The 14,174-nt window shown below is 36.4% G+C and carries 11 protein-coding genes; 3 read left to right on the top strand and 8 right to left on the bottom strand.

Annotation, left to right across the window (positions count from 1 at the left end):
- The first annotated feature begins 1 nt into the window (after position 1).
- Positions 2-448 carry a sterol desaturase family protein gene (locus ACFQ13_RS00150; protein WP_114309734.1) on the top strand — a complete coding sequence of 149 codons (447 nt, stop codon included), beginning with the start codon at positions 2-4 and terminating at the stop codon, positions 446-448.
- 8 nt (positions 449-456) lie between these two features.
- Here ACFQ13_RS00150 and ACFQ13_RS00155 read toward each other — a convergent pair whose 3' ends face one another.
- The 7 genes from ACFQ13_RS00155 to ACFQ13_RS00185 all read right to left on the bottom strand — a co-directional run bounded on the left by ACFQ13_RS00155 (position 457) and on the right by ACFQ13_RS00185 (position 11,971).
- Positions 457-1,047, bottom strand: coding sequence for a TlpA family protein disulfide reductase (locus tag ACFQ13_RS00155; RefSeq protein WP_386113079.1), 591 nt, complete (start codon positions 1,045-1,047; stop codon positions 457-459).
- Positions 1,048-1,176: 129 nt separating this feature from the next.
- Positions 1,177-3,444 (bottom strand): aconitate hydratase, encoded by a 2,268-nt coding sequence (locus ACFQ13_RS00160; protein ID WP_386113080.1) that lies wholly within the window; start codon positions 3,442-3,444, stop codon positions 1,177-1,179.
- A 236-nt stretch (positions 3,445-3,680) separates the two neighbouring features.
- Positions 3,681-6,458, bottom strand: a complete 2,778-nt coding sequence (locus ACFQ13_RS00165; RefSeq protein ID WP_386113081.1) for a bifunctional aconitate hydratase 2/2-methylisocitrate dehydratase — start codon at positions 6,456-6,458, stop codon at positions 3,681-3,683.
- Between the two features lie 376 nt (positions 6,459-6,834).
- Positions 6,835-7,788: an AAA family ATPase gene (locus ACFQ13_RS00170; RefSeq protein ID WP_386113082.1), complete on the bottom strand. Its 954-nt coding sequence runs from the start codon at positions 7,786-7,788 to the stop codon at positions 6,835-6,837.
- A 6-nt stretch (positions 7,789-7,794) separates the two neighbouring features.
- Complete coding sequence (locus ACFQ13_RS00175) at positions 7,795-9,249, bottom strand: peptidylprolyl isomerase (protein ID WP_386113083.1); 1,455 nt, start codon at positions 9,247-9,249, stop codon at positions 7,795-7,797.
- The gene (locus ACFQ13_RS00180; protein WP_386113084.1) at positions 9,197-10,048 is read right to left on the bottom strand and encodes a peptidyl-prolyl cis-trans isomerase; all 852 of its coding nucleotides are present in this window, start codon (positions 10,046-10,048) and stop codon (positions 9,197-9,199) included. The genes ACFQ13_RS00175 and ACFQ13_RS00180 overlap by 53 nt, the downstream gene beginning before the upstream one ends.
- 12 nt (positions 10,049-10,060) lie before the next feature.
- The gene (locus ACFQ13_RS00185; protein ID WP_386113395.1) at positions 10,061-11,971 is read right to left on the bottom strand and encodes a peptidylprolyl isomerase; all 1,911 of its coding nucleotides are present in this window, start codon (positions 11,969-11,971) and stop codon (positions 10,061-10,063) included.
- A gap of 285 nt (positions 11,972-12,256) precedes the next feature.
- Between ACFQ13_RS00185 and ACFQ13_RS00190 the strand changes: the two genes are divergently transcribed.
- Both ACFQ13_RS00190 and ACFQ13_RS00195 read left to right on the top strand, forming a co-directional pair.
- Positions 12,257-12,715: an SRPBCC family protein gene (locus ACFQ13_RS00190; RefSeq protein ID WP_386113085.1), complete on the top strand. Its 459-nt coding sequence runs from the start codon at positions 12,257-12,259 to the stop codon at positions 12,713-12,715.
- A gap of 7 nt (positions 12,716-12,722) precedes the next feature.
- Positions 12,723-12,962 carry a hypothetical protein gene (locus ACFQ13_RS00195; protein ID WP_386113086.1) on the top strand — a complete coding sequence of 80 codons (240 nt, stop codon included), beginning with the start codon at positions 12,723-12,725 and terminating at the stop codon, positions 12,960-12,962.
- A gap of 39 nt (positions 12,963-13,001) precedes the next feature.
- Here the strand turns inward: ACFQ13_RS00195 and ACFQ13_RS00200 are convergent, their stop codons facing one another.
- Positions 13,002-14,153 carry a lycopene cyclase family protein gene (locus ACFQ13_RS00200; RefSeq protein ID WP_386113087.1) on the bottom strand — a complete coding sequence of 384 codons (1,152 nt, stop codon included), beginning with the start codon at positions 14,151-14,153 and terminating at the stop codon, positions 13,002-13,004.
- Between the last annotated feature and the right edge of the window lie 21 nt (positions 14,154-14,174).

Genomic DNA, 14,174 nt, shown 5'->3' on the forward strand with positions numbered 1-14,174 from the left:
TATGCAAACGTTTTATTGGATCCTTATTTTTCTCGGAACATTTTCTATGATGGAATTTAATGCGTGGTTTACGCATAAATATATTATGCATGGTTTTCTATGGAGCTTGCATAAAGACCACCATCATAAAGACCACGATAGCTGGTTTGAGCGTAACGATGCGTTCTTTATTTTCTACGCTATTGTAAGTATAACCTGCTTTTATTTGTGGAGTTATGAAGATGTTTGGTATACCCTACCTATTGGTTTGGGCATCTTAGTCTATGGTATGGCTTATTTTATTGTACACGATATCTTTATTCACCAACGTTTTAAATGGTTAAGAAATATCGATAACAAATATGCTAGAGGCTTAAGACGTGCGCACAAAATTCATCATAAACACTTAGGCAAACACAAAGGTGAAAATTTTGGGATGCTCGTTGTTCCCTTTAAATATTTTAAATAGATAATTGTTTATAAGCTTTCCGCCAACAATGCATCTAATTGTGCTCTTACGCTGGCACTATTCCAGTTTACAGCACCTGTTTCATCAACGACAATAGCCCCATTTTTACTAATGATTAGGGTTCTAGGAATAGAACTGGTCAATAAAGCTTCGGGTGGCTTAGTTACAGGCTGAACGCTCTTAAAATTGAAACCGCGCTTCTCCTTAAACGCTTCAACAGTTTCAATAACATCGTTGGTTACAAATAAAAAGACCACTTCATCGCCATAATCCTCATACAAGGCTTGAAGACTTGGCATTTCTGCAATACAAGGAGGACACCATGTCGCCCAGAAATTTATAAGTACCACTTTACCTTTAGTACGGCTAAAATTCATGGTGCTCCCATCCTCTTCTTTTAGAATCCAATTGAGATCATCCAGTTGAATTTGTTGTTCTTCTTCGATCATAGAAGACGATTTTATATAACTCAACCCTTTATGTAATACCACTTGCAGAGGCACTCTAGTTTGAGGGATTAAAAGCAACAAAATGATTACAATAAATAAAACATTATAAACCTTTTCTTTTTTAGACTTTCGGGGTTTTTCTTCACGCATTATAAGAATGATTAAAACGTTTTGTTATGCCGTTTGGTCTTAGACAGCGGCCATAACTTACGAACTTTTGAGTATAAAAAAAACTCCTGAATACTCAGGAGTTTTTATCACGTTATGCCTTTTTAACTATTAGGCATTTTGCTTTTTAATCAGGTTTAATGCAGACCCTTCATTATACCACTCAATTTGTGCTTGATTATAGGTATGATTTAAGGCTAACACATCCTTTGTTCCATCTTTATGAACCACCTCCACATGTAATTGCTTATCTGGAGCAAATTCATTTAAATCTGTAAAGTTGAACGTATCATCTTCTTGTATTAAATCGTAGTCCGCTTCATTATCGAATGTTAAACCTAACATTCCTTGTTTTTTAAGATTCGTTTCATGGATACGTGCAAAAGACTTTACAATCACTGCAGCCACACCTAAATGTCTTGGTTGCATTGCGGCGTGCTCTCTAGAAGATCCTTCACCATAATTATGATCACCAACAACAATAGATTTTATTCCGGCTGCTTTATACGCTCTTGCGGTATCTGGCACCCCTTCATATTCTCCAATTAATTGGTTCTTCACAAAATTGGTTTTCTTTCCGAAGGCATTTACTGCTCCAATTAAGGTATTGTTTGCAATATTATCTAAGTGCCCTCTAAAACGTAACCAAGGTCCGGCCATAGAAATATGGTCTGTAGTACATTTTCCAAAAGCTTTTATCAATAACTTCGCTCCTATAATACTATCTCCGAGCGGTGTAAATGGCTCTAGTAATTGCAGACGTTCAGAATCATCAGCTACAGACACCACAACGCTACTACCGTCTTCTCTTGGTGCTAAATAACCATTATCTTTCACTTCAAAACCTTTAGGAGGTAGTTCCCATCCTGTTGGTTCTTCAAACATCACCTCTTCCCCATTATCATTGATCAGTTTGTCCGTTAAAGGATTAAAATCTAAGCGTCCAGCAATAGCAATTGCTGCCGTTAATTCTGGAGAAGCCACGAAGGCATGCGTATTAGGGTTTCCATCTGCACGCTTGGCAAAATTTCGGTTAAACGAATGAACGATACTGTTTTTTGGTGCGTTTTTAGGATCACTATAACGTGCCCACTGACCAATACATGGTCCACAAGCGTTGGTAAAAATTTTAGCATCTAGTTTTTCAAAAATGCCTAAAATACCATCACGTTCTGCCGTATAACGCACTTGCTCTGATCCTGGATTTATTCCTAAATCGGCTTTAATTTTTAAACCTTTATCTAAAGCTTGCTGCGCTATAGATGAGGCTCTAGATAAATCTTCATAAGAAGAATTGGTACAAGACCCAATAAGTCCCCATTCTACTTGAAGTGGCCAGTCATTAGCCGTTGCTTTTTCTGTCATTGCCGATCCAACTTCTGTAGATAAATCTGGCGTAAACGGACCATTTAGAAGTGGACCTAATTCTGAAAGGTTAATTTCAATCACCTGATCGAAATACGCTTCAGGATTAGCATATACCTCTTCATCTGCCGTTAAGTATTCTCTAATTTTATTAGCTTCATCCGCCACATCAGCACGATCTGTAGAACGTAAATAGCGCTCCATAGAATCATCGTATCCAAAGGTTGACGTTGTCGCTCCAATTTCAGCACCCATATTACAGATGGTACCTTTACCAGTACAAGACATAGACGTTGCTCCTGGTCCAAAATATTCTACAATAGCTCCTGTTCCTCCTTTTACGGTAAGAATTTCAGCAACTTTTAAAATTACATCTTTAGGTGCTGTCCATCCTGAAAGTGTTCCAGTTAGTTTCACACCAATTAGTTTAGGGAATTTAAGCTCCCAAGCCATACCTGCCATAACATCTACAGCATCTGCACCACCTACACCGATAGCAACCATTCCTAGTCCACCAGCATTTACGGTATGTGAATCTGTACCTATCATCATTCCACCAGGAAAGGCGTAATTTTCTAAAACAACTTGGTGAATAATACCAGCTCCAGGTTTCCAAAATCCAATTCCATATTTATTAGAAACAGACTCTAAAAAATCAAAAACTTCACTACTCGTCTGGTTGGCATGCTTTAAATCTGTAGCCGCCCCATCTTTCGCTTGAATTAAATGATCACAATGCACTGTGGTAGGGACTGCAACTTTAGGCTTACCGGCTTGCATAAATTGTAACAAGGCCATCTGTGCTGTTGCATCTTGGCAAGCCACACGGTCTGGCGCAAAATCTACATAATCCTTCCCTCTTGTAAACGCTTGATCTGTTTTACCATCCCACAAGTGAGAATAGAGTATTTTTTCTGAAAGTGTTAGTGGTTTACCTACAATCTCTCGTGCTTTGTCTACACGGTCAGTCATTTTGGTGTACACACCTTTAATCATGTCGATGTCAAATGCCATATGTATATCTGTTAAAATTTAAATTAATTCAATCCTACAATATACAAAATATAGAATTATTATAAAAACGAAACGGGCGAAGTTTGGGCAGATCTTCTTATCTGAAAGTAAACACAGAATTATGGCCAGTTTGCCACTAGTCATCTTTAAACTGCTTAGCCCATTTACGAGAATCCTTGACACAAAAAAAGCCTGAGTTTAAAAACTCAGGCTTTTAATATATAAAACATTATGTCTTATACGGCTAACAACTTGCTAGAAGGCTTAAACTTTGTTAAGTTAATCCCTTCTACAGCGGCTTGATATTCCGTAAGGTTTGGTGTTCTTCCTAGGATTGTAGATAATACTACAACTGGTGTTGACGTTAATAAAGACTCTCCTTTTTTCTCTCCTGAATCTTTTACCACACGTCCTTGGAATAAACGTGTAGATGTTGCCATTACCGTATCTCCTGGTTCAGCTTTCTCTTGGTTACCCATACATAGGTTACACCCTGGACGCTCTAAATACAACATGTTTTCATATTTAGTACGTGCTGCAGCCTTAGGCGCATTATCATCAAATTCAAATCCAGAATACTTCTGTAAAACTTCCCAGTCGCCTTCTGCTTTTAATTCATCTACAATATTGTACGTTGGAGGTGCTACAACTAAAGGTGCATTAAATTCAACCTTTCCTTGTTGTGCTTCGATATTCTTTAGCATTTGTGCTAAAATCTTCATATCGCCTTTATGTACCATACAAGATCCTATAAATCCTAAATCAACTTGTTTCGTCCCTCCGTAGAATGATAACGGTCTAATGGTATCGTGTGTATAACGCTTAGAAACATCATCATTATTAACATCTGGATCTGCAATCATTGGTTCTGCAATCTGATCGAGATCTACAACAACTTCTGCAAAATATTTAGCATTTGCATCTGGTGCTAAAGCAGGTTTTTCGCCTGACTTAATTTCAGCAATACGCTTTTCAGCAATGTCAATTAATCCTTGAAGTACGTTCAATTTGTTGTCCATACCTTTATCAATCATAATCTGAATTCTGCTTTTCGCAATCTCTAACGATTCGATTAAAGTTTCGTCTTCAGAAATACAGATTGATGCTTTTGCTTTCATTTCAGCAGTCCAATCGGTAAACGTAAAGGCCTGATCGGCAGTTAAAGTTCCTAAATGAACTTCAATAATACGCCCTTGGAATACGTTATCTCCACCAAACTGTGAAAGCATTTGTTGTTGCGTTGCATGAACGACATCACGGAAATCCATATAGTCTTTCATCTCGCCTTTAAAAGTCACTTTTACAGACTGTGGAATTGGCATAGACGCCTCACCGGTTGCTAAAGCTAAGGCTACGGTACCAGAATCGGCTCCGAATGCTACACCTTTAGACATTCTTGTATGTGAATCTCCACCAATAATTATAGCCCAATCATCTACAGTAATGTCATTCAACACCTTGTGAATCACATCGGTCATTGGCTTGTATTTGTTTTCAGGATCACGCGCTGTAATCAATCCGAAATCATTCATAAATTTCATCAATCTAGGAATGTTCGCTTTAGACTTATTATCCCAAACTGAAGCGGTATGACAACCTGATTGGTACGCCCCATCAACAATTGGAGAAATAATCGTCGCTGCCATCATTTCTAACTCTTGAGAAGTCATTAAACCTGTTGTATCTTGAGACCCAACAATATTAACTTCTACACGTACATCAGAACCTGCATGTAAAGTTTTCCCTGGTGTTGTTCCTACGGCGTTTTTGTTGAATATTTTTTCAACAGCTGTAAGGCCTTGCCCTTCGATAGAGATTTCTTTTGATGTTGCATAAACAGGTACTACATCAATATCTAAGCATTTTGAAGCGAAGGTTTGTAATTTTTTACCAAATACCACAGCATAAGATCCACCCGCTTTAATAAACTCTAATTTCTGAGGCGTTAATGACGCTGAAATGTCCATTAACTCTTGATCGCCGTTGTATAACTTTTTCTCTTTTGTATTAACCGTTAATACAGTACCAGTAGCTACAGAATAAGCTTCCTCTAAAACAGGATCGCCGTTTTCATCTCTGATAACGTTTCCTTCTGCATCATAAGTTTTAACCCAGTTTTTAAGGTCAATTCCTATCCCTCCTGTAACCCCAACAGTGGTTAAGAAAATTGGAGAAATACCGTTTGTCCCAGCAATAATTGGGGCAATATTTATAAATGGAACGTAAGGACTTGATTTAATCCCGGTCCATAACGCTACGTTATTTACACCAGACATTCTAGAAGATCCTACTCCCATGGTTCCTTTTTCAGCAATAAGCATCACGCGTTTATCTGGGTGCTCTGCTTGTAAGGCTTTTAATTCATTTTGCTTTTCTCTATTGTGCTCAAATAAACACTGACCATGTAATTCTCTATCCGATCTAGAGTGTGCATCACCACCTGGCGATAATAAATCGGTAGAAATATCACCAACTCCTGCAATAAAGGTTACAACTTTAATTTCTTCTTCAACTTCAGGAAGCTTAGTGAAAAATTCTGCTTTTGCATAGCTCTCAATGATCTCTTTTGCAATTGCACTTCCTTCTTTATAAGCCGCTTCTAAACGTGCGGTATCCGCTTCATAAAGGAATACTTGAGTTTTTAAAACTTCAGCAGCCTCTTTAGCAATAGCGGCATCGTTACCTAAAGCTAAATCTAATAAGACTTCAATAGAGGGCCCACCTTTCATATGAGACAATTGCTCAAAAGCGAAGCTTGGAGAAATTTCTTTAACCACGGCTTCTCCTAAAATGATTTCTTTTAAAAACTTGGCCTTAACACCAGCAGCACTTGTTGTTCCTGGTAACACATTATAGATAAAGAAATCTAGAGAAGCTTCTCTATCTTCATGATCTACATCTTTAATTTGCGTAATGATCTGACTTAATAAATCAGCACCATCAATAGGTTGCGGATGAAGCCCTTGTTCTTTACGTTCTTCTATCTGCTTTAGGTAATCTTTATAAATGTTCATATAATATAAAATAGAATTCTTTAAGTGTTTTATTAGTTTATTTTAAAACGAAACAAATTTACACATTTTAGAAATATAGCCGCATATGCCCTATTCTTTAAATCTATGGTGATATGAAAAACTTCGATAGCGCTAAAACTCAATTAAACCCCTATAAAACAAGGTATTGACACACACCTATCTCTAGTGATTTATTTAGAATTAATATGAATTAATTTAAAACGGAAATGAAGGTCCTAAATCGTTTCTCAAAATACGTAAAGAAAACGTTTGAAAACGCTGCATACCCTACGGTAATGCTCTAAAAAATGTAAGTAAAATTGCGGCTTTTTTTCAGGCGCAAGTCAAGCGTAAATTCCGGTAAGATATGGTAGAATTAAAAGAGACTCTGAATAATCTTTTCTTCGGAAACGCCTTCCGCTTCAGCCTTGTAATTTTTAATGATACGGTGTCTTAAAATACCAATGGCAACGGCCTGAACATTCTCAATATCTGGTGAAAATTTACCTTGTGTTGCGGCGTGGGTTTTGGCTGCTAAAATTAAGTTTTGAGAGGCTCTAGGTCCTGCACCCCAATCGATAAAATCTTTAACAATTTCGGCTGCAGAATTAGCTTTGGGTCTTGTTTTAGCAACTAAAGAAACGGCATATTCAATAACATTATCGGCTACCGGAATACGACGAATTACATTCTGAAAGTCTATAATTTCTTGGGCCGTAAACAAAGCATTCACCGTCTTTTTAACGTCTGTGGTGGTAGCTTTAACCACATCTACCTCTTCTTGAAACGAAGGATACTCCAAGTTTATGGCAAACATAAAACGGTCTAATTGCGCTTCTGGTAAAGGGTAAGTTCCTTCTTGCTCAATTGGATTTTGAGTGGCCAATACAAAATAAGGTAAATCTAATTTGTACTGATGTCCGGCTACCGTTACCGAGCGTTCTTGCATCGCCTCTAATAAAGCGGCTTGTGTTTTAGGTGGTGTTCTGTTAATCTCATCGGCCAAAACAATATTAGAAAATATTGGACCTTTTATAAACTTAAACTGTCTGTTTTCATCTAGGATTTCACTTCCTAAAATATCACTAGGCATCAGGTCTGGCGTGAACTGAATACGCTTAAAATTTAAACCTAAGGCTTGTGCAATTGTATTTACCATTAATGTCTTTGCCAATCCAGGGACTCCAACTAAAAGCGAGTGACCGCCAGAGAAAATTGAAATCAGAATTTGGTCTACCACTTCATCTTGACCGATGATCACTTTGGCGACTTCTTTCTTTAGCGCAGCATATTTTTGAACAAAATTTTCAATAATGGTAACATCAGACATACATTCTTATTTTTTTAGCCAGTTACTTTGGAAATCACAATCTCTATACTCCCCATTAATTTTGATATAGGTATCTACAATGGTTTCTTTTTGCCATTTTGCTATGGCTTGTACTTGCTTGTCTTGTAAGGCTAAATTTTTAATCTTAAGGTAATCTTTTGCAAAGTCCGCTTTATGGTCGTCAATTCGGTCAGTAACGGTAAGAATTTTAAACTTAATTCTATTTACACGATCTTCATCTTGTAACACTTCACTGATTTCTCCATCTTTTAAGTCTTGAATTTGAGAATATAATTCAGGCTCAATACGTGTTAATTCAAAATTGAAATCTTGGGTCACAGGATTTGTTAATTGTCCGCCTTCATATTTCGTTTCTTTCTCATCACTAAATTCTCTCGCCGCCTCTGCAAAAGTTAAAGAACCATCAATAATTTTAGCTCTTACCTCATCAATTTCATCTTTTGCTTTCTGAATAGCTTCTTGTGTAAGCTCTGGACGTAATAAGATGTGTCTTACATCGTATTCTTGACCTCTAATTTTTTCTAACAGTACAATGTGGTAACCAAAATCGGTTTCAAAAGGTTCTGAAATTTCACCTTCTTGCATAGAGAAAACAACATCTCTAAATTCCTTCACCATTCTTGGCTGCTTTCTGTTCATGGTTGGTAATTTACCACCATCACTTTTAGAACCATCGTCGGAATAGAAAATTGCTTTGGTTACAAAACTAGCACCATTCTCTTCAATATCTCTTTTAAATTCTTTCAGTCTATCAATAACGGCTTGCTTGGCATCTTCAGTAACTTCAGGAATAACAACGATTTGTGCTAATTTTAATTCCGTACCAAATATTGGACGTTCATCTTCAGGAATGTCATTAAAGAATGTACGTACTTCTTCTGGAGTCACTTCTATATCGCCTGTTACTTTAGCTTGCATTTCTGAAGCGAGGTATCTGTTTTTATTAATTTCATTCATCTCCTCACGTAAAGCTTCTTCAGAATCTTTCTTATAGAAATCTAATAAGCCTTGCATATCACCTTGCGTTTGCGCCAAAATACCTTGTATTTGTTGCTCTGTATTCTGACTGATATACAATTCGTTTACCAAAATACTATCTTGTATGGCTTGGTGCGCGTAAAGTTTACTTTCTAAAAGGCTTCCAAAAAGCTCGCAACGGGTAATATCTTTAAGATCGGCACCTTGCGCTTTAAGTTGTGCAATTTCGCGATCTAAGTCTGATTCTAAAATTATAAAATCACCGACAACAGCAGCCACACCATCGGCTTTAATACGCGTAGCAGGGGCCACCGTATCTTTAGGTTGTTCTACTTGTGGGGCTTCATCATCAATGATTTCTTGAGCATTGATCATGGATACAGAAATAAAGCACAGTAAAAAAGCGGCTTTAATTGTAAATTTGGAATGTATTGTTTTTAATAGCATCTGTTGTAATATCATTTTCGAGTTGCTTAATGAGCTCTAACTTTCTCTTGTTTATAACAATTTTTTTAATTGACGAATTCACATAGTCCAAAGGAGCATAATCATTTTGAAAGCGCACGTCATTAACGAGCATCAAATATAAGTTTAATGAATCTTTGAGTTGTAAAAAATTAGTTTTTTTTAACAGTTCATTTTTATCACTGTTATTTAGGATCGGAATTTTCTCTGTAACACGACTCAGTTTTACCCAAAGGGAATCGCTTAAGGCGTAAGATTTAAATTGTACAGAAATAGAATCGAGATACTTTTTATCCTTCCCTTCAAAGCGTTTAAAACGCATTTTTATGGTATCTAAATTAATAGGATTTAAAGGCAAGCTTACATATCTAAACTGAATTAAATCGTCATTCAATTTAAAAGACTCTTTATTCGCTTCGTAAAATAGCTCTGCCGTTTCCCTAGATACTACCGAATCTATAGATTTCTTTACCAAACCTTCTAAATAGGCCTTAGTATAGAGGTCGTTTTTATATTGCTCTACGAGTTTAGAAAATTCATTTTGTTTTTCTTCTGAAAGATTAACCAAAGCGCCATCCATGAGCAGCAAGCGTCTGGCCCAACGTTCTATATAGGCATTGGCCATTAAGGTGCTATCCTCTTTTGGCGTTCCTAATGGAACCACATCTTTTAGATCGTCTTTGTAAAGGTAGTTCTCATTTACTCTAGCAATGGGATCTTCCGTTTGCGCTGGCTTAAAGAAATCACAACCGCAAAGTAATGTACAAAGTAGACCTATATATATATAATGTTTCAAAAGACGTTTAAATTAATTTTCTAGTTGTGCTTTAACGGCTTGAAGCGTTGCTTCATTAACGGTTATATTATAGCGTTCGTATAATTGATTGATCCAATTTAATTCAATCTCAGTTTGGTAATCATTAATAACACTGCCTTTAGCCTCTTCTAAGGTTTTTTGTCCGGCTGGTAATACTGATTTGACATCTATAACATGAAACGCATCATGGTTTTCATAAACTTTAGAAACGCCTTCTTTAGCTTCAAAATTAGATGGCAATAACGGGTCGTTTACCGGATAAGTCCCTTTCGTAAACATAACGTTTTGTTCTTCGTCGTTGTTTATTTTAGCTTTAATAGCAGCTTGCGACTTCCCCTTCTTCATCAATTTACGAATTTTTTTCATGTGTCCTTGGTCTGCAGAAGATGCAATAACCACCTCAACACGATCGCCCCACTGGTAATTCGCTTTATTTTTCTCATAAAATTCTTCTAAACCAACGGTATCCTTAGCGGCTTTGTTCCACACTTCTTGCTCCATTAAATCAAAAAGTAACAAGCCATCTCTATACTCTTTTAAAATATGCGCATATTCTTCATTTTCTACTTCTAGGTTATCCTCTCTATATTGTAGAATTGTGCTTTTGAAAAAACTATGAAACTCTTTATCTACGATTTCTGAAAAACCAATATTTTTCCCGCTGTAACGACGTTCTGCTGTTTTTAGATGTGTTCCAAAATCTCCATAAGTAAATACGGTTTTATTAATTTTGAAAAGCATCGTATTCGCTTTAAAATCTTTTGGCAACTCCCAAGAGCGTTTGTAATAATCCTCGTTTAATAGTCCTGTAAAATACGCTTTGGCTTCATCGTTATACGTAATCTCGTATTGCGATTTAAGCTTCTCAACCATGGCTTCATCAATAAGCTTTGATCGTGTATCTCTTTTTACCTGTAATTCTAATTTAGATTTAGAATCTTCAAACGAAGGCACCGGCTGTAGATCAATACGTTTTACAATATGCCAACCAAAGGCTGATTTAAATGGAGCGGTAATATCACCATCATGTTCTAAACCAAAAGCAGCGTCTTCAAATTCAGTAGAGCTTAACTGACCACTTTTAAAAGGTGCCAATTTCCCACCTTTATTGGCCGAGTTTTTATCGTCAGAAAATTGTTTTGCTAAAGACTCAAAGCTTTCGCCTTGCTGTAATTTCTTATAAATATTATTAATACGCTCTTCTGGGTCTATTAGGGAATCTTTAGACTTAAAATTCACCATAATATGCGCCGCCGTTAAAGTTCCTCGACTTGGTCTTCTATCATTAACTTTTACCACATGATAACCAAATTGTGTTCTAAAAGGCATTGAAATTTCTCCTTTTGGCGTGTTGAAGGCTGCCGACTCAAAATCGTAAACCATTTTAAAAGCCGAAAAATAACCTAAATCTTCCACAAAAATAGTTTTACCATTATGTAGCGGTTTCAAATTATCAAAGCCTTCTTTTAAAGCTCTTTTTCTTAAGGCCAAAACTTGATTGTAAGCATTAATCGTATCCTTAGCGTTGCTCTTTAAAAGCACCAAGATGTGCGATGCATTAAGATCAATATTGCTACGCTCATAAGCTTCCTTAACTAAAGCATCTGTAGCTTCATTATCTGAAATGTAATTTTTAATAAGCTGTTTTTTATACCGCTTAAATTCGCGCTGATAACTTGCTTCTTCGTCTAACTTTAAACGTTTTGCTTCCTTTAACTTCAGTTGGTATTCCGTAAATAACTTTAAATACCCGTCAATATTTTTCTGACTTTCGTCTTGAACAAGGTCTAAGTTTTTTTTATACACCCTTATAAATTCTGCAGCGCTGATGGCCTCGCCATCAACCTCTAAAAGGGTCTCTTGATTATTTTGAGAAAAAGAAAAATTTAGTGCCAAGCACACTACTAACAAACATTTAAATTTTAGACTCATCATTTATTCTATATATTAAACATACTGTGACATTGAATAACTTTTCAAATGCAGCAAAAATAACATAAATAGCGTATTTACCAAGCTGTTTGGAGAGCATTGTTATATTCTTAACATCGTTAAAATTGATGTTTTCAATGTCGTACGTCGATGATTATGTCCGAAAATTGTATTTAATAAAGAAAATAGGACAGACATCGAGAAAATATTGCTTTTTTTAAACACTGTTTTATTTTTACCAAAATTTGTATCCCTATGCAATATTCTACTGAAATTTTAATTGAGAAACCCATTTCAGAAGTTCTAAAAAAATTAAACACCATTGACAACTTAAAACATTGGCAAAATGGATTGGTAAGCACGTCTCATATCTCTGGGGTCCCTAACCAATTGGGCGCTAAAATTAAGCTTAAATACAACTTCGGAAGGTGTAAAATGGAAGTTTTAGAAACTGTAACGAAACAAAACTTACCGAGTGAGCTCCATGCCACTTACACCACTAAAGGGGTAAGAAACATACAAGAAAACTATTTTAAAGTCACGGAAGACAATGCTACACTTTGGATTTCGAAAAATGAGTTTCAGCCTACCAGTTTAAAGATGAGTTTGTGCTTATTCTTTATGCCTGGAGCCTTTAAGAAACAAACAAAAACCTTGATGTCTAATTTCAAAAATTATCTTGAAAAAGGCGTTTCTGTTCACCAACCCAACTAAGCCATACATGCGACAATTAAAACTGATCTGGGATTTTAAAGGACCCCACGGACAAAAAACAGCAGAACACCACCTTATTCATCTTAAAGAATATATCGCTATTAATAAATTAGATATAACTATTACAGGAGTTGAAACACTTAGCGACATGCACAGCTTGGCTTACTTAGTGGTTGATGAGGCCGAGATGCGACCTATACGAGACGCCTTAAAACCACATCGTGGACAAGTCTATAGCCCAGAGTAACCCTCCTCGTCATAAAGCTTAACTAGAGCGCCTAACTTTTTAGAATAAGCGCTTAAAAAAGGCTTGAATAAAACGCTTAGGAGGCACAGAGAGAATAATTTTTAAATCTTCAAAATACGAGGACTCTTCATCTAAAAATTTAAAAATCGTTTTAATATGGGCCTTTTTAAACATCGCACTAAAAAGAGCGGCACCTTCTCCATTATGATTGGCCAAAACATCTAAAAAGATAAGATCGTAAAACCGGAATTTGGAAGCCTTATGAAAACGGCGGAGATCGTGATCTTGTTTTAAAAATGCTTGTAAGGCCTTTGTCTTTTTTACTGTATTTTGAAAGGTATACCCGGTACTAGCTTTTGTCCAGCCTCCTGCCGTCCCTATATGAAGGATATGTTTTGAATTTAGCGTATTAAAATCAAAAGAGGTCATTGGGATATTACCCTGCTCCTTTTCTACTATTGTATAATCTGTAATATTATTCTCCGTCAAATAATCTTCTATGGCCTTCTCGTAGTCTGAATAGGCCAAAAGCGATTTAGAAAACAAGGTATATTCTATTAAGGCTTTGCGCTTCGATAACGGCAGCACATACATAAAACGGGTATTTCCTTTTTGAGGAATGGCAAAATCCATCATGGTAGCCTTTGAATCGTCAAAAGTATCTGATGTTGTTTCTATAAACCAGCCTACAAAATGCTGATGAATTAGAGGGAATTTCGTTTGAGCCTTATAGGTTTCCGGATTCGGTATACTTGTGAAAAGTTTAGCTCCATAAAACGTTGTTGCAGGGGTAATCACCTGAACTTGATTATCGCGTTCTAAAACCTTTTCCACCTCAGCTGCTACAAAAGTAATCTGAGGATTTAAATCGATTTCCTTCCAAAGTAATTCATAAAACGCAGCACTCCGAATCATCTTATAACGATATGGTGCGATAGTCATTGTTTTAGAAAATGTGGCACTTCCGAAGTACACCGAATGCCATGTTTTGGTTAGAAGCGCATCCCAAGGACCAACACCAGACTCCCAATAACACCAGGTTCTATCATTGTCCTTTTTCTTCTCTTTATCTACAATTAAAATAGACTTTGAGCTAAAAAAAGGATCTTGAGACAATCTGTAAGCTAACAGTAAGCCCGATGCTCCTGCACCAGCAATGATATAATCGTATTTAAGACTCTTGTCTTTCATTGGTCGTAAAAAAAATCAGTA

Origin of the sequence: Winogradskyella rapida, assembly GCF_042675845.1 — a bacterium.
In the GTDB taxonomy this organism is placed as follows: domain Bacteria; phylum Bacteroidota; class Bacteroidia; order Flavobacteriales; family Flavobacteriaceae; genus Winogradskyella; species Winogradskyella rapida.

Coding starts and splice junctions, on each gene's coding strand:
- ACFQ13_RS00175 (WP_386113083.1), bottom strand. CDS start 9,249: ATGATATTACAACAGATGCTATTAAAAACAATACATTCCAAATTTACA.
- ACFQ13_RS00150 (WP_114309734.1), top strand. CDS start 2: ATGCAAACGTTTTATTGGATCCTTATTTTTCTCGGAACATTTTCTATG.
- ACFQ13_RS00160 (WP_386113080.1), bottom strand. CDS start 3,444: ATGGCATTTGACATCGACATGATTAAAGGTGTGTACACCAAAATGACT.
- ACFQ13_RS00170 (WP_386113082.1), bottom strand. CDS start 7,788: ATGTCTGATGTTACCATTATTGAAAATTTTGTTCAAAAATATGCTGCG.
- ACFQ13_RS00165 (WP_386113081.1), bottom strand. CDS start 6,458: ATGAACATTTATAAAGATTACCTAAAGCAGATAGAAGAACGTAAAGAA.
- ACFQ13_RS00190 (WP_386113085.1), top strand. CDS start 12,257: ATGCAATATTCTACTGAAATTTTAATTGAGAAACCCATTTCAGAAGTT.
- ACFQ13_RS00155 (WP_386113079.1), bottom strand. CDS start 1,047: ATGCGTGAAGAAAAACCCCGAAAGTCTAAAAAAGAAAAGGTTTATAAT.
- ACFQ13_RS00200 (WP_386113087.1), bottom strand. CDS start 14,153: ATGAAAGACAAGAGTCTTAAATACGATTATATCATTGCTGGTGCAGGA.
- ACFQ13_RS00195 (WP_386113086.1), top strand. CDS start 12,723: ATGCGACAATTAAAACTGATCTGGGATTTTAAAGGACCCCACGGACAA.